Raw genomic sequence first — 22,120 nt, 5'->3', positions numbered from 1 at the left:
GCCACGAGCGTGGCTCCCGGGCGACGCAAGCGGTGCTCAGCTTTCGCCGAACACGCGCTTGAAGATCGTGTCGACGTGCTTGAGGTGATAGCCGAGGTCGAATTGCTCCTCGATCTCGGCGTCCGAGAGATACTTCTTCACCTCAGTGTCCTTCTTCAGCAACTGAAGGAAATCGCCTTCGCCGCGCCAGACCGGCATCGCGTTGCGCTGCACGAGCTTGTAGGCGTCCTCGCGGCTCGCGCCCTTCTGCGTGAGCGCCAGGAGCACGCGCTGCGAATGGACGAGGCCGCCGAGGCGATCGAGGTTTTTCTGCATGTTGGCGGGATAGACCAGGAGCTTGTCGATCAGGCCGGCGAGGCGCACCAGCGCGAAGTCGAGCGTCACGGTCGCGTCAGGGCCCATCATGCGCTCGGCGGAGGAGTGCGAGATGTCGCGCTCGTGCCAGAGCACGACGTTCTCCAGGGCAGGCGTCACATAGGCGCGCACCATGCGGGAGAGGCCGGTGAGGTTCTCCGACAGCACCGGGTTGCGCTTGTGCGGCATCGCCGAGGAGCCCTTTTGACCTTCCGAGAAGAACTCTTCGGCCTCCAGCACTTCGGTGCGCTGCATGTGGCGGATCTCGACCGCGATGCGCTCGACCGAAGAGGCGATCACGCCGAGCGTCGAGAAATACATCGCATGGCGGTCGCGCGGGATCACCTGGGTCGAAATCGGCTCGGGGACAAGGCCCATGGCTTTCGCAACGTGCTCTTCGACGCGCGGGTCGATCTGCGCGAAGGTGCCGACGGCGCCTGATATGGCGCAGGTCGCGACTTCCTTCCGCGCCGCGATCAGGCGCTCCTTGGCGCGCGAGAATTCGGCATAGGCATAAGCGAGCTTGAGGCCGAAGGTCACGGGCTCGGCATGGATGCCGTGGCTGCGTCCGATGGTCGGCGTCATCTTGTGCTCGAAGGCGCGCTTCTTGAGTGCGGCCAGCACCTTGTCGAGGTCGGCGAGCAAGAGGTCGGCGGCGCGGGTGAGCTGGACGTTGAGGCAGGTGTCGAGCACATCGGACGAGGTCATGCCCTGGTGGACGAAGCGCGCCTCGGGGCCGACGATCTCGGCGAGGTGAGTGAGGAAGGCGATGACGTCGTGCTTGGTCTCGCGCTCGATCTCGTCGATGCGGGCGACGTCGAAGGTGGCGTCCTTGGCCTTGGCCCAGACCGTTTTGGCGGCCTCTTTGGGGATGGTGCCGAGCTCGGCGAGGGCGTCCGCCGCATGCGCCTCGATCTCGAACCAGATCTTGAACCGGGTCTGCGGCTCCCAGATCGAGGCCATTTCCGGGCGGGTATAGCGGGGGATCATCTGACGGCTCCAGGAAGGTGGGCGGGCGGTCCCAAGGGGCGGCGCCGGCCAAAATGCTTTTTACGCCGTGATTTAACAGAGCAGGCAGGGGGAAACAAACGGTCTGGGCCCCGGGAGAGGGGGATCGCCGAGCTATCCACCGGACCGGATGGCAGGGGATGGCGACGCCAGCCGCAAATATTAACTGTCAATCACGGATCATTGACTGACAGATATTGAAATCTGTCAGCGGGACGTGTATATCCCGTCTCGGACGCTCCGATTGGGTGTCCCGCGGTCACCTCCAGGGGGAGCCCGACATCCGAAATACCTCTCGGATCGAAGGTCGCCATCGAAGGGCGAGGGCCGTGGACGAATGGAGATATAAGAAAATGACGACCGAAATCATCAATCTCACCGGGGCGATTGGGCATTGGCTCAATTTGCTGGTGGCGCGCCAGATCGCGGCGCAGGCTGCAAAACTGCCTCATTAAGGCGAAAGCTTTCCGAAACGGCCGGCATGGGCGCTTCGGAAGCAGCTCTATCGCCGGATAACTGAGCCCAAACGGGAACATGGTGCTGGCATGAATGAAGCCGTTGTCTTGACGCCGGAGCGGATCCTCGAAGTGACCGAGGACGTCTTGCGGCGTTACGGACTTGCCAAGGCCACCGTGGTCGACGTTGCCCGTGCGCTCGATGTGAGCCACGGCAGCGTGTATCGCCATTTCCCGAGCAAGGCCTCGCTGCGCGAGGCCGTTGCCAAACGCTGGCTGGACCGCATCGACGCGCCGCTCCGCCAGATCGCTGCGGAGCAGGGCCCGGCGCCGGCGCGGCTCGACCGCTGGCTGCGGACGCTGTTCGCCGCCAAGCGTTCGCGTGTGCTCGACGACCCCGAGATGTTCGAGACCTATCTGACGCTGGCGCGCGAGGCCTGCGCGGCCGTCAAATGTCACAAGGACACCATGATCGACCAGATCTCGGCGATCCTGACTGACGGCGTGAAGCAGGGCGCATTCGCCATCGGCGACGTCAAGACCACTGCGCGCGCGATCTTCGATGCCACCGTCCGCTTCCACCATCCGGCGCATGCCGACGAGTGGAAGGATGCGGATCTCTCCGCGCGCGTCGATGCGACGCTCGCGCTGCTGCTGCGCGGCCTGAAGGCGGCCTAGACCCGGAGGCCTATCTCACCCTCTTGCCTTGTGAAGAAGCGCACTCTCCCGAACGGGGGGCGCGGCTGTCGCGTGCCTGCGCGGCTGAAACGCACCGCCGTTGGTCGCCGGTACGACTGGCGGGCTCTCCGGATATGCATTGACCGCGATTTCAACGGCATCCTTTGACCGCTTTCGAAGGCGGTAGAATGTCAGCTCCTGCTCAAGCATGGGGCAGCGGAAGTGGACGACGGCCGTATCGGGCAGGCGGCAAAGTTCATCGATGAGCTCGCCTACGGTGATGATCGGGGGATGGTCGACTGCCTTGTGATGAGCCTTACTCATGGCGATTCCTCCACTCTACTCCTAACCGGAGCCGGATGGCCTCCGTTCCATCGGGCCCGGCAGATTCGAAATCTTCAAGTGACGTGGGAAAGCGGCAGCCCCGCTGCTAGATCTTCGTCAGCCCGCAGGTCGCGGCGAGCCGCACCAGCTGCGCGTCGGTGCGCGCGCCGGTCTTGGTCTTGATCAGATAGTGGTAGTTCTGCACTGTCTTCACACTGAGATTGAGGTGCGTCGCGATCTGCTCGGTGGTGGCGCCGCCGGCGAACTGGCGCAGGATCTCGATCTCCCGCTCGCCCAACTGATCCAGCGCTGAGCCCGCCGACAGACTGTCCTCGGCGAGGATATGCGCGATATCGTCGCTCATGGCCCGCTCGCCGCGCGCGACGGCGCGGATCGCGGTGACGACGGCCGACGGTTCGCTGCTCTTGGTGACGAAGCCGCTGGCCCCCGCGCTGAAGGCGGCTTTCACCAGCACGGCCTCGTTGTGCATGGTGAAGACGAGGATCCGCGCCCGCGGACTGCGCGCGCGGATGTTGCGGATCGCCTCCAGCCCGCTCGCGCCGGGCATCGAGATGTCGAGCAAGACGACATCGGGATCATGCGCCTTGAACGCACTGTAGGCGTCCGCGGCGTTGTCGGCCTCCGCCACGACATGCAGATCGCCCTGGCTTTCCAGCACGCGCCGATAGCCTTGGCGGACGATCGGGTGGTCGTCGACGAGCAGCACGGAGATGCCTGTTGCTGCAACCTCGCTCATTCCGCCCTCACGCGGCGAGCGGGATGGTGGCGGCGACACTGAGGCCGCCGCGGGCGGGCAGGATCGAGAGCGATCCGCCGGCCGCCGTGACGCGCTCGCGGATGCCGGTCAGGCCGAAGCCGGCAGATTGCGAGACGCGCTCCGCATCGCCGCCGCCGTCGTCCTCGACACGGATGAGCAGCGCGTCATCCTCGCCGGCCCGGCGTTCGATGCGCAACGAGATCTCGCGCGCCGTACCGTGACGCAGCGCGTTGGTCAGGCATTCCTGTGCCACGCGATAGGCCGTGGTGGCGGCCGGACCGCTGATGTCAGTGAGGTCACCCCTGAGATCGAGCTGGATCGTCGGCCGCGCCGCGCTCTGTGAGCGCCAGCTGTCGACGAGATTGACGAGGCTTGCCTCGAGCCCGAGCTCCTCGGGCAGGGGATTGCGCAGACGCTTCAGCGCATCGCGGAGCGAGGCCATCAGATGATGGGTGGCCTGCGAGATCATGCGCGCGTCCTGCGCGATGCCATTATCCCGATTGTCCTTCGTGCTCGCCGTTTCGATCGTGTCGGCGAAGGCGAGAATGGCGGAAAGATTCTGCCCGAACTCGTCGTGCAGCTCGCGGGCGAGGGCGCGGCGCTCGTCGTCGCGGATCTCGATCAGGCGCCGCGTCAGCGCGGCGCGCTGCTCTGTGGCTTCCTCCAGCCGGCCGCCGAGCTCGTCGACGGCGCCGCCGATCATCGCCAGCTCCATGGAGCGGAAACGCGGGAGTTTGGTGCGATACTGCCCGCGCGCCATGCGCTGCAGGGCGGTCACGATCGTGCGCGCCGGTGCCAGCGCATGCGCGATCGCCAGCGAAGCCAGCAGCGCGATCGCCGCCGCCATCAACAGCGCGACGTCGATCACGTTGAGGATGTATTCCCAGGCGAGTGAGACGGCGGCCGCGGCATCCGGCGTCGCGACCACGGTGCCGGCGGTCGCGGCGCGGGGACTGACCGGCCGGACCACCTCGGCGTGGCTGCCGAGGAAGGTCGGCACGATCGCGGCGAACCAGCGCGGCGGGGCCTTGCCCAGCCCCTCGCTCTGGCCGCAGAGCGGCTTCTCGAATGCCGCAGCCGGCTGGAACTCGACGCAGACGCCGGGCGAGATCAGCTTCATGGTCTCCAGGGTGCGCCAGTCCGGAACGGGCAGGAGGTGCTCGCGCGCTCTGCTGCTGCGCAACAAAAGCTCGCGCCAATACAGCGCCTGAAGCGCCTGCGCGACCCGCTGCGCCGAGGCCGCAGTCGACCGGTCGACGCTGCGATAGGCGTCGAATGTGGCCCATATGGTTGCCGCGCCAAGGCACAGGGCTACGATAAGCAGCAGACGGGCGACAAGCTGAAGCACGAGGCGCATGCGATCACCCTCGACGTTTGATAAGCTCAGCCTAACAATGCCGCCGCGCCTTGCCAATTGCGGGGTGTGGCGGGATTGCAGCTCGGGCAAATTTCCCAAGCCGGATTGGGCATGGGTCTTTGGACCTGATACGACGGCTTTGATCTAATCGACCGGAAATCTTTGCAGGCCAATCGTTGCGGGCCGGGAGCAGTGCAGCATGAGTTCGATCACGATTGGACCGATCGCGGGAACCGCGACCGACCCATCCGAGCGCAGCGCGCTCCTGTTCTGGATGATCTTCACGGGGCTCTCGGTCTTCGCCGTCGTGCTGCTGTGGCGGTTCGGCCTGATCCATCTGATGCTGACCTCGGACCGGACCTACATTTCGAGCGTCATCGCGGTGCTCTATGTCCTGACCTGCGGCCACTGCTTCCTGCGCACGCGGGCGATCGCGCGTGAAGGCGCAGCGGCGCGGCGCTGCCGCGAGGCGCTCGCCGCGCCTGAGGGCGGCAAGGTGCTTGACGCGAGCGCGGCGGTGCTGCCGCGCGGGCTGGTGCGCGACCACATCCAGAGCCTGGTGACGAAAGCGGCCGCGCAGGACTACCGCCCGGTCGACCAGACGCTGCTGCTGCGGACGCTCGCGGACCGGCTGCGCGGCTCCAATGGATTCGGCGCCTTCGTCTCGGATACGCTGATGAAGCTCGGCCTGCTCGGCACCATCGTCGGCTTCATCATCATGCTGGCCCCGATCGCGGGGCTGGATGCCGCCGACAAGGTCGCGATGCGCTCCTCGATGGGGCTGATGAGCGACGGCATGGCGGTCGCGATGTACACGACGCTCGCCGGCCTCGTCGGCTCGATCCTGGTCCGTATCCAGTACTACATGCTGGATGCCGCGACCCAGCGGGTGTTCTCGGATGCGGTGGTGCTGACCGAGACCTATGTGACGCCGGTGCTGGAGCGCAAGGGGTCTGGAATCAAGGGTGTCGGAATCCCGTCATGATGGATGATTTCGGTCTCTATCCGCGCGAGGAGCCGTTCGATCCGCTGGGCGTGATGCTGTTCAAGGCGCTCCAGGTGATCGCGTTCCTGTTCTTTCTTGCGCTGCTCGCGGTCTCCCCTGATGCCAAGGAGGGCAAGATCGATTCCAAGGCCGAGTTCATGATCACGCTGGACTGGCCGGATAGCCACCCCGACGACCTCGACCTGTTCGTGCAGGATCCCGTCGGCAATATCGCCTGGTACCGCCATCGTGAGGCCGGCTTCCTGACCCTCGATCGCGACGACCGCGGCGGGGCCAACGACTTCATCATGGTCAACGGCAAGAAGATCGCCTCGCCGATCCGCGAGGAGATCGTCACGGTGCGCGGCATCGTCGCCGGCGAATACACCGTCAACGTCTCGCATTTCGTGGCGACGACCGGCGAACCCGTCACGGCCAATGTGAAGGTGCAGAAGCTCAATCCGACCGCGCAGGTGGTCTTCGACAACAAGTTCACGCTCGACCACACCGGCGATGAGAAGACCGCGGTGCGGTTCCGGCTCGATGCCGAGGGCAAGGTCGTCAATGTGGACCAGCGGCCGAAATCGCTGCTGGAGACGTTCCGCACCGGGTGGCGCAACGGCGCCGATCTCGACCCCAGGACCGGTGTGAGCAACAACGCTGCGAGGGTGCGCCGTGACTAGCCTGCAAACGGTCATCCTCACGCTGTCGCTCGCCTACGCCGTGATCGGCGCGCTGCTGCTGGTCGTGCTGGTCTACGCGCGGCTGCACTGGTCGCTGAAGGCGATCGCCGTGGTCGTGACCAGCGCCTTCTACGTCGTCAGCTTCACCGAAATGCGCGGGCTGCTCGGTTGGGCCAGTGCCGACCGGCTGCCGGCGACTTTCAAGCTGCTGAAGGCCCGCATCGTCGAGCCGCATTCGCTTCAGGGTGATCCCGGCTCGATCTATCTGTGGGTCGAGCAGCTCGACGAGGACAATCGCCCGAGCGGCATCCCGCGCGCCTTCCGCGTGCCCTACGACGACAGGCTCGCCGACAAGACCCATGCCGCGGAGAACGAAATCGCGTTGGGACATCCGCAAGGCGGCCGCGCCGCTGATTTCGGCGGCGGCGATGGCAGCCTCATCGACATGGTCCGCGAATATGTGACGCCCAAGACCATTTTGGAGACCACCGGCGGCGATTCCTCGACCGGCGAATTCATCGCCCCGCCGGCCGGCGCGCAAGCCGTGAGCTTCACCCCGCTGCCGCCGCCCCGGATGCCGCCAAAGGACGAGCAATAGGCTCATCATCATCACCGCAAGATCATCACCGCAAGGCTGCGCTGGTAATCGGCGCGGCGCTGGCGCATGGTTTTGACCTCCCTCAATTTGGCCTTACCGGCCTTCAATAAGAATTGGAGGGTGGAGGGTGCGTGCTCCTAGCTGTCTTTTCGGATATCCACGGCAACAGGCAGGCCTTCGAGGCCTGCCTGAAGGTTGCCCGTGCGAAGGGCGCTGAGCGGTTCGTCCTGCTCGGCGATTTCGTCGGCTATGGCGCCGATCCGGAATGGGTGGTGGATACCGCGATGGAGCTCGTTGCCCAGGGTGCGATCGCCGTGCGCGGCAATCACGACCAGGCGGTCAATTCCCCGACGGAGACCATGAACGCCGAGGCGCAAATCGCAATCGAATGGACCCGCGGCCGGCTTGATAGCGCGCAGAGGCGGTTCCTGACCGAACTGCCGATGCTGGTGGAGGATAGCGATCGTCTCTTCGTGCATTCGGAAGCCTCCAGCCCCCAGCGCTGGCACTATGTCCGCTCGACGGTGGACGCCGCCAAGAGCCTGATTGCAACGCCCGCTCATGTCACGTTTTGCGGCCACATCCATCGTCCCGCGCTCTATTCGATGTCGGTGACGGCCAAGATGACGAGCTTCGTCCCGAAGACCGACGTCCCGGTGCAGCTTCTGCGCGGCCGGCAATGGCTCGCCGTGCTCGGCGCGGTCGGCCAGCCCCGCGACGGCGATCCGTCTGCGGCCTTCGTATTGTTCGACACCGAGACGTGCCAGATCACCTACTGCCGCGCGCCCTATGACATCGAGACCGCGGCGGACAGGATTCGCGACAACGGCCTGCCGCACTGGCTCGCCGACCGGCTCTCGCAGGGGCGCTGACGGCGATGCCGAAGCCCCTGGTCAAATCCGGCGCGTTGATCGATGGTTACACCATCGGTGAATGCGTTCATGCCGGCGGCATGGCGACGTTGTGGACGGTCACCCATCCCGGCATCGACGTGCCCTTGCTGATGAAGATCCCGCGGGTGTCGGAGGGCGAGGATCCCGCTGCGATCGTCTCCTTCGAGATGGAGATGATGATCTTGCCGCGGCTGGCGGGTCCGCACGTCCCGGCCTGTTTCGGCACCGGCGATTTCGCGCACCAGGCCTATGTCGTGATCGAGCGCATCGGCGGGACCACGCTCTACAAGCGGCTGCCCGACCTGCCGTTGCCTTACGACGAGGCGCGGCAGCTCGTCGCCAAGATCGCAACCGCGCTTGCCGATCTCCACCGCCAGAACGTGATCCATCACGACATCAAGCCGAGCAGCATCATGTTCCGCGATAGCGGCGAGGCGGTTCTGATCGACTACGGCCTGTCGCATCACAACCACCTGCCGGATCTCCTGCAGGAGGAATTCCGCCTGCCTTACGGCACCGCGCCCTACATGGCGCCCGAGCGGCTGTCAGGGGTGCGCGACGATCAGCGCAGCGATCTGTTTTCGCTCGGCGTGCTGCTCTATTTCTTCACGACTGGCGAGCGGCCCTTCGGCGAGGGCGAGACGATGCGCGCGATGCGGCGCCGGCTGTGGCGCGATCCGTATCCGCCGCGAAGCTTGCGCGCCGACTACCCGCCCTGGCTTCAGGAGGTGGTGTTGCGATGTCTCGAGATCGAGCCGGTGTGGCGCTATCCGACGGCGTCGCAGCTCGCCTTCGATCTCGCCCATCCGGACCAGGTCAAGCTCACCGCGCGCTCGGAGCGGGTGAAGCGCGACCCCATCGGCGTCGCTTGGCGGCGCCGCTTCAACCAGGGCGTCATGGCGCCGCGCGCGAAATCGGATGTCGCCGCTCAAATCGCATCGAGCCCTATCCTCGCCGTCGCGCTCGACACCGTGGAAGGCGCACCGGAGTTGAACGAGGCGCTGCGTGTGACCACCGAGCGCATCCTTGCCACCTTGCCGTCAGCGCGGCTTGCCTGTGTCAACGTGCTCAAACTGAACCGGATCGCGATCGACCGTACCCTGGACGAGCAGGGGTCCAACAAGCATATCGACCGCCTGGTCGCGCTCAGGCATTGGGCGACGCCGCTCAAGCTGGATGAGAGCCGGCTGTCGGCTCATGTGCTGGAGGCGGTCGATCCCGCCGCCGCGATCCTGGAGTTCGCCGAGGTCAACCAGGTCGACCACGTCATCATCGGTGCGCGGCAGGGCTCGTTCAGGCGCACGCTGCTCGGCAGCGTCTCGGCCAAGGTGGCTTCGGAAGCGGCCTGCACCGTCACCGTGGTACGGCCGCCGCGGATGGCGGGGGAAGCCGGCGAGCCCAATGCCGGCGAAGTGCCGGGATAGGCCGCCTGGCCGATTTGAGGCTGGATCAGGCCGCGTGGGCGGAGTGAGCGGTGCGCTTGCGGCGGATCGGCCAACAGAATTGCGGGCCGGGCCCGCCGTGATCCGCGCTGCCGCCGAAATACTGGATGATCTCGCGGCAGGGCTCGCAACTGAACAGGTTACGCGACGCGGATGCCTTGGTCATTTCCTTGAGGCAGTTCGGGCAGTGCGGTTTCATGGGAGGTGGTCCGGAAAAGAGTGTCTCAGTGTCGGCGCTGCGACGGAAACGAATGATCGAGGTCCGAATTGTCGAGCCCGGCATCGTCGCCGAGTGCGCCATCGGCACGCTCGAGGCGGCCGAAGAAATAGTCGAGGCCCGGATGCGGGCGGCGGGGGATGCGGCACCTGCGCTTCGGCTGGCGCTTCACGAGTGCGATCTGCATGGCGCTCAGCCACGACGACGAAGGTGGATGATGCGGGCGGAAGCCGCGGCCTTCACTGGTCGTGCGACAAAGAGGCTGCGAGTTGCAATCGCCGCGTTGAACCCGAACCACAACGCTACGCCAGTCCAAACCAGGGTCGTCGTCATGATGTGCTCCCGTCAAAAGCAGGCAGGAGTCACTTGCGGTGATTTGCGCGAATCAGTGAAGTCCGGATGAGTACGGATCAAGAGTGCAATTTTAGGCAATACGCGTCACAACACCCGTAAAAGCCGCGGGATTTTCCCCCGTCCGCCCATGCCGTTTGATCCAGCTCAAATCGCTTCGCCTCGAGCTCCTAGCGCGGCATTGCGGATCGCGGCGATGTTGGTCTTGTAGGCTTCCTGCGTGCCGCCCCTGAACACGGATGTGCCGGCGACGAAGGCGTTGGCGCCGGCCGCGGCGAGCGCGCCTGCAACATCGGGGCCGACGCCGCCATCAACCTCGATATCGATCGGGCGTCCGGCCGTCATCGCGCGGATGTCGCGGATCTTGCCGATCGCGGAAGGGATGAAGGCCTGGCCGCCGAAGCCGGGATTGACCGACATCACCAGCACGAGGTCGACGAGGTCGAGGACATATTCGAGCGTGCTGACCGGGGTGCCGGGATTGAGCGAGACGCCGGCCTTCTTGCCGAGCGCGCGGATCGCCTGGAGCGAGCGGTGCAAATGCGGACCGGCCTCCGCATGCACGGTGATGTGGTCGCAGCCGGCTTTCGCAAAGGCCTCGAGATAGGGGTCACAGGGCGAGATCATCAGGTGCGCGTCGAACACCTTCTTCGTGTGCGGGCGCATCGCCTTGATGACGTCGGGGCCGTAGGAGATGTTGGGAACGAAGTGACCGTCCATCACGTCGAGATGGATCCAGTCCGCGCCGGCGGCGTCGACGCTGCGCACCTCCTCGCCGAGCCTGGAGAAGTCCGAGGCCAGGATCGAGGGCGCGATTGCCAGGGGGCGGGGGGCGAAGGCTTGGGTCATGGCGCGGTTTCCCGTGGCGGCCGAAAGAAGATTGGGCCTCGCCTAACATGGGCCTCCGTGGCGGGCAATGCAGGGCAGGCGTGCTTCCTGTGGGCGGAAATTTCTGCCGCGACCGGCATGAATTGCCGGTGTTCCCGCGCCGTCCAAGGCGCGGTGGCGGCGGATTTCATTGAACTTTTTGCGCTGGCACGACGCTTGCTGACGTTACCCGACAGAACATTGGCCGCGGCATGCCGCGTCGGTTGGAGTTGTGCAATGCTGTTAGCCCTTGGCGCCGTGTCCAGCGCGCTCGACGCGATCCAGTCGCTGACGAACTCGAAGTCGTCCTCGTCGACGCAGAAGGCCGGGTCAACGCAGAAGGCCGTATCTTCGCAAGGCGCAACCAACCCGTTCGCGATCGACAGCAGCACGGGCAGCATGACGACCTCATTGGTCGGCTCAGGTAGTCCTCCACAGATCGCGCCGGAGACCATGAACGCGCTGCTCGCCGCGCAGAGCCAGTCGACCGACGGCGCGAGCAGTTCGGCGAGCTCGACTTCGTCGAGTTCGTCGTCCTCGATGTCGAAGGGCCGGGAGACTGCGCTCAAGGATCTGTTCTCGCAGATCGATGCGGACGGCGACGGCAGCGTTACCAAGTCCGAGTTCGAGGACGCGCTGGGCGCCGGCGGCACCAACCTCGCGCAGGCCGACGATGTCTTCTCGAAGCTGGATGCGAACGCCGACGGCAACGTCAGCCTTGACGAGATGTCGAAGGCGCTGAAGAGCGGCCACGGACACCATCACGCGCAAGGCGCCGGCGGCGCGGGCGACGGATCGGATTCCTCGTCGAAGTCCGGCGGCGGATCGACCTCGACCACGACGACCGCCGCCGACGGCTCGAGCACGACGACCGTCACCTATGCCGACGGCTTCAAGATGTCGACGACGGTGCCGGGCGCCTCCAGCCCCCGCAACTCGGCTTACGATCTGTTCGCGCAGTTGATGCAGCAGCAAGGCGGGCAGGGTTCTTCGGCGGCTGCCGGTTCGTCGATGTCGATGAGCGTGTGAGCGGCATCCGAGATTAGCCGGCATATTCCTGCGTGATGTCACGATAGGCGTACCGGTCGCGGATTTCGTGGTTGAAGAACGCCCCCTTTGAGCGCGTTTCCCTGAACGCGGCGGCGACCTCGGGCGGAACATCCTCGTAGACATAGAGGCGTCCGCTGACGAAAGCCACCTTCAGGTCGCGCGTATCCGGCGCATAGCAAAAGAAGCGGATCACGGAAGACGGCATGGCGGTACACCTTGGCCCGCTAGGATAACGCCGTATCCGCCGTTTCGGTTTCTAGCCGAACCGGTCCTTCCAGGATGGCTGCGCCCCCGGGAACGGGAGCGCGGCCGCGCTATAGACGCCGCGGGCGATTGCGCGTGCGACCACGTTGGCCGCGACGGTGCCGAGTTCGGTGAGGCCGACCAGCGGATCGATCGGCTTCTCACCGGTCGCGGCCGCAAACAGCACGTCTCCGTCGGTCGGCGCATGCACCGGATAGATCGCCCGGGCGAATCCGGTGTGCGCGATCATCGCGAGCCGCTTGGCCTGGGGCTTGGTCAGCACCGCGTCGGTGACGACTGCGCCAATGGTAGTGTTCTCGCGCGCGTTCGCGGCAGGGCCGCCCTTGATGCGCATGCGGAGCATGTCGTCGGTGAACTTGTCCGGCAGGCCGCGTCCGCCGAACTCGCCGTTCACCTCGAACGGCGCTGCCCAGAACCAGGGTCCGTTGCCGACGGTGACGCTTCCCACCGCGTTGACGGCGACGATCGCGGCGACCTTGACGCCATCAGGCGTTACCGCCGAGGCCGAGCCGAGCCCGCCCTTGAACGTTGCGGTGGTGGCACCGAGGCCGGCGCCGACGCTGCCGATCGCAAAGTCAGTGCCGGCGGCCGCCGCCGCGGCGTAGCCGAGGTCGCGATAGGGCGAGAACCGTCCCCAGGCTTTGTCGCCCCCATTGAGCAGATCGAACAGGATCGCGCCCGGCACGATCGGGATCAGCGCTTCCCGAACCCGGTGGCCGCGGCCCTGCTCGGCGAGCCAGGCCTGCACTCCGCCGCCGGTATCGAGGCCAAACGCGGAACCGCCTGACAGTGCGATCGCGTCGACGCGCTCGACGGTGTTGGCGAGATCGAGCAGCGCGTCCTCGCGCGTGCCGGGGCCGCCGCCGCGGACGTCGATCGCCGCGACCGCCGGCTGGTCGAAGATGATCGCGGTCGTGCCGGAGGCAACTTTGGCATCCTCGGCATGGCCGACGCGGACGCCGGCAATATCGGTGAGCAGATTTTTCAAGGCGGCCTCATCGTTGAGTGCAGTTCGCGAACTGCGATAGCGCAGAGAGGACGCAGGCTCAACTCGCCAGTGCCGTCCTGAGCATCTTGGCAAGCTCGGACTTGCGGTAGGGCTTTGCCAGCAGCAGCACGCCGGAATCCAGCCGGCCGTGGTGGACGATGGCGTTCTCGGTGTAGCCCGAGGTGAACAGCGTCTTGAGGTCGGGGCGGCGGCGGGCGGCTTCATCGGCAAGCTGGCGGCCGTTCATGTTGCCCGGCATGATGATATCGGTGAAGAGCAGGTCGATGGTCTTGTCGTTGTCGATGATGGTCAGGGCCTCCGCGCCGTTGGCGGCCTCGAGCGCGGTGTAGCCGAGGCTCTTGACCTGGGTCACCACGTATTGCCGCACCAGTGCGTCGTCCTCGACGATCAGGATCTTCTCGTCGCCGCCCGTGATGGGCGCGTTCTGGAGCACTTCGATCTCGGTCTCCTGCACGCCGCTCGAGCGCGGCAGGTAGATCTTGACGCTCGTGCCGTGGCCTTCCTCGCTGTAGATCTTGATGTGGCCGCCGGACTGCTTGACGAAGCCGAACACCATGCTGAGCCCAAGCCCGGTACCCTTGCCAACCTCCTTGGTGGTGAAGAAGGGGTCGAACACCCGGTCGATCAACTCCGGCGGAATTCCGGAGCCGGTGTCGCTGACCGCGATCATCACGTAACTGCCGGCGACCATGTCGGCATTCATGCTGGCATAGCCGTCGTCGAGGAAGACGTTGCGGGTCTCCAGCACCAGGGTGCCGCCATCGGGCATCGCGTCACGCGCGTTCAGCGCGAGATTGAGGATCGCCGTGGAAAGCTGGCCGGGGTCGACCAGAGCCGGCCATGCATCCTCGGTGAGCTGCGGCATGATGGTGATCTGCTCGCCCAGAGTGGGGTGCAACAGCTTGGCGGCTTCGAGCGCCAGCGCATTGACGTCGATCTCGCGGGGCTGGAGCGGCTGCTTGCGGGCGAAGGCAAGCAGGTGCTTGGTCAGCTGCGCGCCGCGCTCGGCGGCGTCGTCGATCAGCTTGGTGATCGCAGCCAGCTCGGGCCGGTCGGCGACCGCGTCGGACAAGATGCCGATCGTGCCGGTGATGACGGTCAGCACGTTGTTGAAATCGTGAGCGACGCCGCCGGTCAACTGACCGATGGAATCCATTTTCTGGACCTGCCGGAACTGGGCTTCGGCGGCCTGCTTCTCCGTGAGATCCCGGCCGATGAAGAAGTGACGCTTCACCGGCTCGGACCAGGTGCCCATCCAGTTCAGCGTGACCTCGTGACCGTCGTAGTGATAGTAGCGCGCCTCGAAGCTGCGCTTGACTGCGCCGCGCCGCGCCGCGCGCATCTCCTCCCGGGTTCTATCGAGGTCGTCGGGGTGAATGAACTCGGTGGCGCTGTGCCCGATCAGATCTTCCGGGCTGAAGCCCAGGATGTCCTTCACGCTGGGGCTGACCTGGATGAAATTGCCGAAACCGTCGGTGACCAGGATCAGGTCCTGCGAAGTCTCGAAGATGCGCTGGCGCTCCTCGATCTCGCGGCGAAGCTTTTCCCTGGATTGCTTCTCCTCGGTGATGTCGTGGGCGATCTTGGAGGCGCCGATGATCTCGCCGCTCTCCGCCCGAAGTGGCGAGACGTTGAGGACGACGTCGAGCGCGCGACCATCCTTCCTGAGACGGACCGTCTCGTGCTGGGCAATCGACTCGTTGCTGCTGATGCGATTGAGAATGCTCCTGACTTCGGGCTTGCGATCCTCAGGCACGATGATGTCGATCGGCTTGCCGACGGCCTCTGCGGCGGAATAGCCGAACAGGTGCTCGGCGGCACGGTTCCAGCCGGTGATGGCGCCGTTGAGCGACTGGGTGATGATGGCGTCGTTGGAGGATTCGACGACGGCGCCATACAGGGCGAGGCGCTTGCCGTAGAAGTCGCGATCCGACGCCGATTGCTCGCGCAGCCTGCCGACAAGACCCACCGTCCGGGCCTGGAGGCGAACGTTCTCGATCAACAGCACCGCCAGCACGAAGCTCGACGCGCAGAGGCCATAGAGACGGCCGGCGTAGAAACCGAGATCAAAGCGCACGACGTTGACGATCGCAGACAGCGCGATGTCGAACAGCCATGCGCACATCACGACCATGAGCCATATGTCGATCACCGAATGCGGGCGCCTGAACCACAGTGAAACGAGCGCGGCGAAGCTCAGCGACCAAACAAAAGACACGACCCCGATCATGGTCGGTGTGTATCGGCTGTCGCGGAGCAGGACCGGCAACAGATCGTGCTGGGCGGTGACGATCCATGTGAAGGCAGCCATGGTCGCGACGACGCCGAGCACGATGGCGTAGATCACGTTGCTTGTCGTGCCCCGGACCCTGGGGCCGCCGTCCTTTTCCTTCAGCCAGGCATAGCCCAGCACGAACAGCGGGAAGGCGCCGTGCCAGACCATGTAGAGCCAGACCGTGGTCTGACTGCCGGCGCCAAACAGCCCGGTCGGCGCGAACAGGCCGGGAAAGGTGAGGGCATGGACCAGCGCTGCCGCGGCGGTGAACAGGTAGCCGGTCGACAGCCACAACAGGGCGCGGGTCCGCAGCACCGAAAACTGCGACAGCAGCAGCACAGCCGTGATGATGTCGCTCACCGCCAGGGCGGATTGGTAGCTCGCGACGAAGGCGGGGACCGGCGGCAGCTGGATACCTGCAAACGGCACGGCCAAGGCGAACAGGATCGAAGAGATGCCGACGATCCACATTGCCGCGGTCCGGTCGGCCGATGCGGCCGGCAGAGTTGAAAGAAATGTGCTTCGGTCGATCGCAGGCACGTTCATCTCATGCAGACCCGTTTTGAGCATCTCCGCAGTTCCAGGATACGGCAGTCTTGATTCCACGGCCCCCACGGTAGCCCGTTCCGGGCGCGTGTCGTGAACTGTTGCGGTGACGACTCAACCGAAGGTTAGAGCTTACTTAATTTTGGTGGGAGCGCGGAGTAGGGATCAGGTAAGATGCGCTTTACTGGGCGGTGTCATAATGCCCTGCCGCCGCGGCGGGTTCCAGGTTTGAATCATACGATTTGGATCAATCTGTGGGGGTCATTCCCATGCCTCGTATTCTCATCATCGACGACCAGAAGGACGTGCGCGCGATGGTCGCGATCGTGCTTCGGGTCAACCGTTACGAGGTTGCCGAGGCCGACAGCGGTGCGGCCGGGCTGAAAACCTTCGCGGAAGGCTCTTTTGACGCGGCGATTGTCGATATTTTCCTTGGCGACGTCAGCGGTGTCGACGTCATCGCGACCCTGCGCGAGCAGGCGCCGGGGCTTCCCGTCGTTGCGGTGTCCGGAATGACGGCGCTGGATTTCATGGAGCAGTCGTCCCACCTGGCCAGCGTGGTCTGCCTGCAGAAACCGTTTCGGCCGAACGATCTCCTGCAAGCGCTTCGGAAAGCCCAGGCCGCGGCCAGCGGCGAGCTGCCTGCAGCCGTCTGAACCCGCTGCGAAAAGAAACGCCCCGGGCAAGCCGGGGCGTGGTGACGATCGTATGGCGGTCCGAGGGCGCGGCAAGCGGGCTTAGGTGCCGTTGCCCTTGATCTCGGCATAGTTGCCCTTGGCGTCCCATTTGTAGACGACGTAGTCGATCTGCTTGATGTCGCCCTTGGCGTCATACTCGACCGGACCGATCACGGTGTCCCACTTGCCGGCCTTCATCGCCTCCATGACCTTCTTGGCGTCGGTGGTGCCGGCCTTCTTGGCCGCCTGCGACCACACCTGCATCGCCGCGTAGGTGTAGAGGGTGTAGCCCTCCGGGTCGATATTCTTGGCCTTGAAAGCCTCGACGATCTTCTTCGCGGTCGGCTTGTTGCGCGGATCGGGGCCGAAGGTGAACAGCGTGCCTTCGCCGGCCGGGCCGGTGATGGAGGCGTATTCCTTGTCGGCGAGCGCGTCGCCGGCCATCAGCACGGTCTTGAGGCCCTGGTCGCGCATCTGACGCAGGATCAGGCCGCTCTCCTGATGGTACCCGCCGACATAGACGAGGTCGATGTTGTCGCGCTTCAAGCGCGAGACGATCGCGTTGAAGTCCTTGTCGCCCTTGTTGTAGGACTCGTACATCTTCTCGGTGACGCCGGCCTTGTTGAGCGCCTTCTTGGTCTCATCGGCAAGACCCTTGCCGTAGGTGGTCTTGTCGTTGAGGATCGCGATGTTCTTGCCCTTGAAGTTCTTGGCGATGTACTGCGCCGCGATCAGGCCCTGCTGATCGTCACGACCGCAGACGCGCGCCACGTTCCAGAGCTTGCGCTCGGTGAACAGCGGATTGGTCGAGGCCGGCGTGATCTGCAGCACGTTGCCGTCGGCATAGGCTTCCGAAGCCGGGATCGACGACGACGAGCAATAGTGCCCGGCCACGAACGGGATTTTCGCGCCGGCGATCTTTTCGGCGATCGAGCGCGCCTGCTTCGGGTCGCAGGCGTCGTCCTCGACGGAAAGCGCGAGCTTCTTGCCGTTGACGCCGCCTGCGGCATTGATATCGGCCACGGCCATTTCGGCGCCGTTCTTCATCTGGCGGCCGAAGGCGGACTCGCCGCCGGTCATCGGGCCTGCGACTGCGACGGTGACATCCTGCGCGAACGCCGCGCTCGACAGCGCGATCGACGCGCCGAATGCCAGACCGATGAGCTTCAGTGACTTCATGAGATACCTCGCGGGTGGTCGCCTGTGGAAGTTGCCGGGCGTGCCCGGTCCAAACCGACGCCATTCTCGAATGAATTTACCGAGAAGTCACCGGCAAAATACGGGCATCGGCAGAGATATCTCGCCACATTCGGCCGCACGCGGGTCGGGCTTGCCGGCCGGTCAGCCGTGCCGGCCGCCCTCCAGGTAGGCAGCGCGAATCTCGGGGCGCTGCAACAATTCGGCGCCGGTACCGGCCAGCGTGATCAGGCCATTGACCATGACGTAGCCGCGATGGGCGAGCTTGAGGGCGTGGTTGGCGTTCTGCTCGACGATCAGGACGGTCAGGCCGTCCTGCCGGTTCAGGGTGCGGATCGCATCGAAGATCTGGCGCGCGATCAGCGGCGCAAGGCCAAGCGAGGGCTCGTCGAGCAGGAGCAGGCGGGGACGGCTCATCAAGGCGCGGCCGATCGCCAGCATCTGCTGCTCGCCGCCGGACAGCGTTCCGCCGCGCTGGGCGTAGCGTTCCTTCAGGCGCGGAAACAGCGTGAAGACGCGTTGCAGCGTCGCCTCGCGTTCGCCCTCCGTGCATTCGGTGGCATCCGCCCCCATCTGGAGGTTTTCCGCCACGCTCATGCGCGGGAAGACGCGGCGGCCCTCCGGCGATTGCGCGATACGCAAATGCGCGATCTCGTGGGTCGGGACCTCGGTGATGTCGCGGCCTTCATACAGGATCTGGCCGGCGCGGGCGCGCGGCTTGCCGAAGATCGTCATCATCAGCGTCGACTTGCCGGCGCCGTTGGCGCCGATCAGCGCCACGATCTCGCCGGCATTGATCTCGACGTCGACGCCCTTCAGCGCCTCGATCTTGCCGTAGGCGGCGCGCAAGCCCCGGATCGCGAGCAGGGGAGAGGGCGCCGCGGTCACGACCCGCCCTCCATCACGGCTGCCGCCTCTTCCTCGTCGGCGCCGAGATAGGCGGCGATCACCTTGGGATCGTCGCGGACCTCGCGCGGCGTGCCTTCGGCGATCTTGACGCCATGGTCCATCACCACGATGTGGTCGGAGATCTCCATCACCACCGACATGTCATGTTCGATCAGGAGGATCGAGGTGCCGAGCTCGTCGCGGATCGAGAGCAGGAGCTCGCTCAAGGCCGCGCTCTCGCGCGCATTGAGGCCGGCGGCGGGCTCGTCCAGGCACAGAAGCGCGGGCTCGGTGCACATTGCGCGCGCGATCTCGAGCCGGCGCTGGTCGCCATAGGCGAAATTGCCTGCGGCATCGTCGGCGCGGTCGAGCAGATTGACCCGCTTGAGCCAGTCCGTGGCGAGACCAATCGCGCGCTTTTCGGCATCGCGATAGCCGGGAGCGCCGATCAAGCCGAGGAAGGTGAAGCCGGAGGCGCGCATCAGTGCGTTGTGCTGCGCCACCATCAGGTTTTCCAGCGCGGTCATGCCGGGAAACAGCCGGATGTTCTGGAAGGTGCGAGCCACCTTGGCTTGCTTGGCGATGCGGAAATCGTTCAGCCGCTCCAGCGCGATCGTCCTGCCGCCGTCATGGCTGAGGCGAATGGCGCCGCCGCTCGGTTTGTAGAACCCGGTGATGCAGTTGAAGACGGTGGTCTTGCCGGCGCCGTTCGGCCCGATCAGCGCGGTGATCTTCTTCCGCTCGGCGGCGAAAGAAAGGTCCTGCACGGCAACGATGCCGCCGAAACGCATGGCGAGCCGGTCGACGCTGAGAATCTTGTCGCCGCTCATCCGTGCCCTTCCTTGACGAGGTCGGAGGAGATCGCTTGCGCCTTGGTCAGATACACGGTCGGTGCGCGATGGCCGATAAGGCCGCGCGGCCGCCAGATCATGATCAGCACCATGGCCATGCCGAACACCAGCATGCGATAGCCCTCCAGGCTCCGGAACAGTTCGAAGCCGCCGATCATGGCGAGCGCGGACAGCGCGACGCCGAGCTGCGAGCCCATGCCGCCAAGGACGACGATGGCGAGCACCAGCGCCGATTCCTGGAAGGTGAAGGATTCCGGGCTGATGAAGCCCTGCCGGGTGGCGAAGAACGCGCCGGCAAAGCCGCCGAACATCGCACCCGTCGCGAACGCCGTGAGCTTGGTGGTCGTGGTGTTGATGCCGAGCGCGCGGCAGGCGACCTCGTCCTCGCGCAAGGCTTCCCAGGCCCGTCCGATCGGGAGGCGGCGCAGGCGGATCGTCGCCCAGTTGGTGAGCAGCGCCAGCGCCAGGATCAGATAGAACAGGAAGACGATGCGGTGCGTCGGCGAATATTCGATGCCGAGCCTGGCGGCGAGCCCGTCATCGCTGTTGTCGAGCGGGATGCCGAAGAAGGTGGGGCGGGGAATGCCGGAGACGCCGTTGGGGCCGCCGGTGAGATCCTGCCAGTTGATGATGACCAAGCGGATGATCTCGCCGAAGGCGAGGGTCACGATGGCGAGATAGTCGCCGCGCAGGCGCAGCACGGGGAAGCCGAGCAGGACGCCCCAGAAGGCGGCGAGGATGCCGGCGAGCGGCAGGCAGATCCAGAACGACCAGCCGAAATTGGTGGCGAGCAGTCCGTAGGAATAGGCGCCGACAGCATAGAAGGCGACGTAGCCGAGATCGAGCAGGCCCGCGAGCCCAACCACGACGTTCAATCCCCAGCCCAGCATGACATAGGTGAGCACCAGGATCGCGAGGTCGAGGATGTAGCGCTGGTTATAGAAGATCACCGGCACCAGCAGCGTGAAGATCAGGAGCGCCGGCGCGAGGTAGCGGCCAATGAACGATATGCCGCTCTGCACCGCCGGCGGCACCAGCTTCTCGGCGCCGGTCGGGCCGATCCATTGCCGAAGCAGCTCGATCGCGATCGAGCCGCCGAACACGGCGGCGACGATGGACGCGAGGTCGCCGAAGCGGGTCCAATAGGTGAGCTGCCCGGAGGAGCCCGCCTCGGTGCGGATGCCGATCATCAGCGAGAACAGCACCAACGCGATCAACGCGTTGACGAAAGCCGTCTTCAGGAGAGCGGAGATGCCAGTTGCAGGTTTGGCCGTGTTGGTCGAGGGAGCTGTCACGCGCGCGACCGTCAGACTTTTTCGACTTCGGGACGGCCGAGCAGGCCGGTCGGCATGAAGATCAGCACCACGATCAGGATCGAGAACGCTGCGACGTCCTTGTACTCGACCGAGAAATAGGCCGACCAGAACGTCTCGATCAGGCCGATCGCGAGGCCGCCGAGCATGGCCCCCGGCAGCGAGCCGATGCCGCCGAGCACGGCAGCGGTGAACGCCTTGATGCCGGCGACGAAGCCCATGAAGAAATCGACGAGGCCGTAATAGAGCAGATACATCAGGCCCGCGACCGCGGCGAGCGCGGCACCAATCACGAAGGTCATGGAGATGGTGCGGTCGACGTCGACGCCGAGCAGCGCCGCCATGGTCTGGTCCTGCTCGCAGGCGCGCATGTCGCGTCCGAGCCGGGTGCGCGATACCAGCCAGGTGAAGATCGCCAGCAGCACGATAGTGGTGATCACCACCATGATCTGGATGTTGGAGAGCTGGATCACGAAGCCGTCCGTGCTCTCATGCAGGGTGTAGCCACCGGTGATGAAGGGCGGGATCGGCTTGACGCGCGCGCCCTGCGCAACCTGCGAATAGTTGGTCAGCACGAAGGACATGCCGATCGCCGACAGCATAGGGGCGAGGCGGAAGGAATGGCGAAGCGGCCGGTAGGCGATGCGTTCGATGGTCCAGCCATAGAGCGCGGTGATCGCCATCGAGACCAGCAGCACGACCAGCAGGATCAGCGGGATCGCGGTCAGTCCGAACGAGATCAGGATCAGGAAGGTGATCAGGGCGATGAAGCCGCCGATCATGAAGACGTCGCCATGGGCGAAGTTGATCATGCCGACGATGCCGTAGACCATCGTGTAGCCGATGGCGATCAGGCCGTAGATCGAGCCCAGAACGAGACCGTTGATGAGCTGCTGGGCGAAGTAATCCATGGGCTGCCGTACCAAACCTGACGCGGGCTCAAAAGGAGCTCTTAGGAGAGTGGGTTTCTTGGGCCGTTTCTTGGGCCCCGGCAGCCCCTAAGCATTCTTCTGGATTTGTAACAGGAGGGAACTGGCGGCTGCAACAGCTCACGCTCTGG

Annotated in this window: 24 protein-coding genes; 8 read left to right on the top strand and 16 right to left on the bottom strand. The window is 65.2% G+C overall.

Annotated elements, in window-relative coordinates; translation table 11 throughout:
- Positions 1 to 36 precede the first annotated feature (36 nt).
- Positions 37 to 1,344 (bottom strand): adenylosuccinate lyase, encoded by a 1,308-nt coding sequence (purB, locus tag XI03_RS24610; RefSeq protein WP_018316561.1) that lies wholly within the window; start codon positions 1,342 to 1,344, stop codon positions 37 to 39.
- A gap of 563 nt (positions 1,345 to 1,907) precedes the next feature.
- Between purB and XI03_RS24605 the strand changes: the two genes are divergently transcribed.
- The gene (locus tag XI03_RS24605; protein WP_028142877.1) at positions 1,908 to 2,495 is read left to right on the top strand and encodes a TetR family transcriptional regulator; all 588 of its coding nucleotides are present in this window, start codon (positions 1,908 to 1,910) and stop codon (positions 2,493 to 2,495) included.
- A gap of 15 nt (positions 2,496 to 2,510) precedes the next feature.
- Here XI03_RS24605 and XI03_RS24600 read toward each other — a convergent pair whose 3' ends face one another.
- The 3 genes from XI03_RS24600 to XI03_RS24590 all read right to left on the bottom strand — a co-directional run bounded on the left by XI03_RS24600 (position 2,511) and on the right by XI03_RS24590 (position 4,954).
- A complete protein-coding gene (locus XI03_RS24600) occupies positions 2,511 to 2,819 on the bottom strand; it encodes a hypothetical protein (RefSeq protein ID WP_018316558.1) in 309 nt (102 codons plus the stop codon).
- A 106-nt stretch (positions 2,820 to 2,925) separates the two neighbouring features.
- Complete coding sequence (locus XI03_RS24595) at positions 2,926 to 3,576, bottom strand: response regulator (protein WP_028142878.1); 651 nt, start codon at positions 3,574 to 3,576, stop codon at positions 2,926 to 2,928.
- 7 nt (positions 3,577 to 3,583) lie between these two features.
- Positions 3,584 to 4,954 (bottom strand): sensor histidine kinase, encoded by a 1,371-nt coding sequence (locus XI03_RS24590; protein ID WP_271593556.1) that lies wholly within the window; start codon positions 4,952 to 4,954, stop codon positions 3,584 to 3,586.
- 199 nt (positions 4,955 to 5,153) lie between these two features.
- On the opposite strand from XI03_RS24590, the gene XI03_RS24585 reads away from it, so the two are divergent.
- From XI03_RS24585 to XI03_RS24565, 5 genes are all read left to right on the top strand, one after another.
- On the top strand, positions 5,154 to 5,939 hold the full coding sequence (locus XI03_RS24585) for a MotA/TolQ/ExbB proton channel family protein (protein ID WP_028142880.1): 786 nt from the start codon (positions 5,154 to 5,156) through the stop codon (positions 5,937 to 5,939).
- Positions 5,936 to 6,622 (top strand): hypothetical protein, encoded by a 687-nt coding sequence (locus tag XI03_RS24580; RefSeq protein WP_028142881.1) that lies wholly within the window; start codon positions 5,936 to 5,938, stop codon positions 6,620 to 6,622. The genes XI03_RS24585 and XI03_RS24580 overlap by 4 nt, the downstream gene beginning before the upstream one ends.
- On the top strand, positions 6,615 to 7,220 hold the full coding sequence (locus XI03_RS24575; RefSeq protein ID WP_271593555.1) for a hypothetical protein: 606 nt from the start codon (positions 6,615 to 6,617) through the stop codon (positions 7,218 to 7,220). The genes XI03_RS24580 and XI03_RS24575 overlap by 8 nt, the downstream gene beginning before the upstream one ends.
- 131 nt (positions 7,221 to 7,351) lie before the next feature.
- A complete protein-coding gene (locus XI03_RS24570) occupies positions 7,352 to 8,092 on the top strand; it encodes a metallophosphoesterase family protein (protein ID WP_038948027.1) in 741 nt (246 codons plus the stop codon).
- A gap of 5 nt (positions 8,093 to 8,097) precedes the next feature.
- Complete coding sequence (locus tag XI03_RS24565) at positions 8,098 to 9,537, top strand: serine/threonine protein kinase (RefSeq protein ID WP_028142884.1); 1,440 nt, start codon at positions 8,098 to 8,100, stop codon at positions 9,535 to 9,537.
- Between the two features lie 25 nt (positions 9,538 to 9,562).
- On the opposite strand, the gene XI03_RS24560 is transcribed toward XI03_RS24565, so the two are convergent.
- From XI03_RS24560 to rpe, 4 genes are all read right to left on the bottom strand, one after another.
- Positions 9,563 to 9,754, bottom strand: coding sequence for a hypothetical protein (locus tag XI03_RS24560; protein ID WP_028142885.1), 192 nt, complete (start codon positions 9,752 to 9,754; stop codon positions 9,563 to 9,565).
- Between the two features lie 25 nt (positions 9,755 to 9,779).
- Positions 9,780 to 9,959, bottom strand: coding sequence for a hypothetical protein (locus tag XI03_RS24555; protein ID WP_038971663.1), 180 nt, complete (start codon positions 9,957 to 9,959; stop codon positions 9,780 to 9,782).
- Positions 9,960 to 9,964: 5 nt separating this feature from the next.
- Positions 9,965 to 10,105 (bottom strand): hypothetical protein, encoded by a 141-nt coding sequence (locus XI03_RS24550; protein ID WP_162832251.1) that lies wholly within the window; start codon positions 10,103 to 10,105, stop codon positions 9,965 to 9,967.
- Positions 10,106 to 10,270: 165 nt separating this feature from the next.
- Positions 10,271 to 10,972, bottom strand: coding sequence for a ribulose-phosphate 3-epimerase (gene rpe / locus XI03_RS24545; protein ID WP_028142886.1), 702 nt, complete (start codon positions 10,970 to 10,972; stop codon positions 10,271 to 10,273).
- A gap of 255 nt (positions 10,973 to 11,227) precedes the next feature.
- Between rpe and XI03_RS24540 the strand changes: the two genes are divergently transcribed.
- Complete coding sequence (locus XI03_RS24540; RefSeq protein WP_271593554.1) at positions 11,228 to 12,019, top strand: EF-hand domain-containing protein; 792 nt, start codon at positions 11,228 to 11,230, stop codon at positions 12,017 to 12,019.
- A gap of 13 nt (positions 12,020 to 12,032) precedes the next feature.
- Here the strand turns inward: XI03_RS24540 and XI03_RS24535 are convergent, their stop codons facing one another.
- From XI03_RS24535 to XI03_RS24525, 3 genes are read right to left on the bottom strand one after another with little or no spacing between them, the layout of a single operon-like run.
- On the bottom strand, positions 12,033 to 12,245 hold the full coding sequence (locus tag XI03_RS24535) for a KTSC domain-containing protein (RefSeq protein ID WP_271593553.1): 213 nt from the start codon (positions 12,243 to 12,245) through the stop codon (positions 12,033 to 12,035).
- Positions 12,246 to 12,296: 51 nt separating this feature from the next.
- Positions 12,297 to 13,292, bottom strand: coding sequence for a P1 family peptidase (locus XI03_RS24530; RefSeq protein WP_271593552.1), 996 nt, complete (start codon positions 13,290 to 13,292; stop codon positions 12,297 to 12,299).
- A 58-nt stretch (positions 13,293 to 13,350) separates the two neighbouring features.
- The gene (locus tag XI03_RS24525; protein ID WP_028142890.1) at positions 13,351 to 16,158 is read right to left on the bottom strand and encodes a PAS domain S-box protein; all 2,808 of its coding nucleotides are present in this window, start codon (positions 16,156 to 16,158) and stop codon (positions 13,351 to 13,353) included.
- Positions 16,159 to 16,403: 245 nt separating this feature from the next.
- Here XI03_RS24525 and XI03_RS24520 point away from each other — a divergent pair, with 245 nt between their 5' ends.
- Entirely contained in the window at positions 16,404 to 16,790 is a 387-nt protein-coding gene (locus tag XI03_RS24520; RefSeq protein ID WP_271593590.1) for a response regulator, read from the top strand.
- Positions 16,791 to 16,871: 81 nt separating this feature from the next.
- Here the strand turns inward: XI03_RS24520 and XI03_RS24515 are convergent, their stop codons facing one another.
- The 5 genes from XI03_RS24515 to XI03_RS24495 all read right to left on the bottom strand — a co-directional run bounded on the left by XI03_RS24515 (position 16,872) and on the right by XI03_RS24495 (position 21,971).
- Positions 16,872 to 17,990, bottom strand: a complete 1,119-nt coding sequence (locus XI03_RS24515) for a branched-chain amino acid ABC transporter substrate-binding protein (protein WP_028142892.1) — start codon at positions 17,988 to 17,990, stop codon at positions 16,872 to 16,874.
- A 162-nt stretch (positions 17,991 to 18,152) separates the two neighbouring features.
- Entirely contained in the window at positions 18,153 to 18,896 is a 744-nt protein-coding gene (locus XI03_RS24510) for an ABC transporter ATP-binding protein (RefSeq protein WP_271593551.1), read from the bottom strand.
- Positions 18,893 to 19,726 carry an ABC transporter ATP-binding protein gene (locus tag XI03_RS24505; protein ID WP_271593550.1) on the bottom strand — a complete coding sequence of 278 codons (834 nt, stop codon included), beginning with the start codon at positions 19,724 to 19,726 and terminating at the stop codon, positions 18,893 to 18,895. Before XI03_RS24505 ends, XI03_RS24510 begins: the two co-directional genes overlap by 4 nt.
- Entirely contained in the window at positions 19,723 to 21,042 is a 1,320-nt protein-coding gene (gene livM / locus XI03_RS24500; RefSeq protein WP_028142894.1) for a high-affinity branched-chain amino acid ABC transporter permease LivM, read from the bottom strand. Before livM ends, XI03_RS24505 begins: the two co-directional genes overlap by 4 nt.
- A gap of 11 nt (positions 21,043 to 21,053) precedes the next feature.
- Positions 21,054 to 21,971 (bottom strand): ABC transporter permease subunit, encoded by a 918-nt coding sequence (locus tag XI03_RS24495; protein WP_028142895.1) that lies wholly within the window; start codon positions 21,969 to 21,971, stop codon positions 21,054 to 21,056.
- Positions 21,972 to 22,120: the final 149 nt, after the last annotated feature.

It is taken from the genome of Bradyrhizobium sp. CCBAU 65884 (genome assembly GCF_028128835.1).
Classification (GTDB): domain Bacteria; phylum Pseudomonadota; class Alphaproteobacteria; order Rhizobiales; family Xanthobacteraceae; genus Bradyrhizobium; species Bradyrhizobium ottawaense.
The sequence above is the reverse complement of the archived record's forward strand: the minus strand, read 5'-3'. Positions and strand labels throughout refer to the sequence as shown.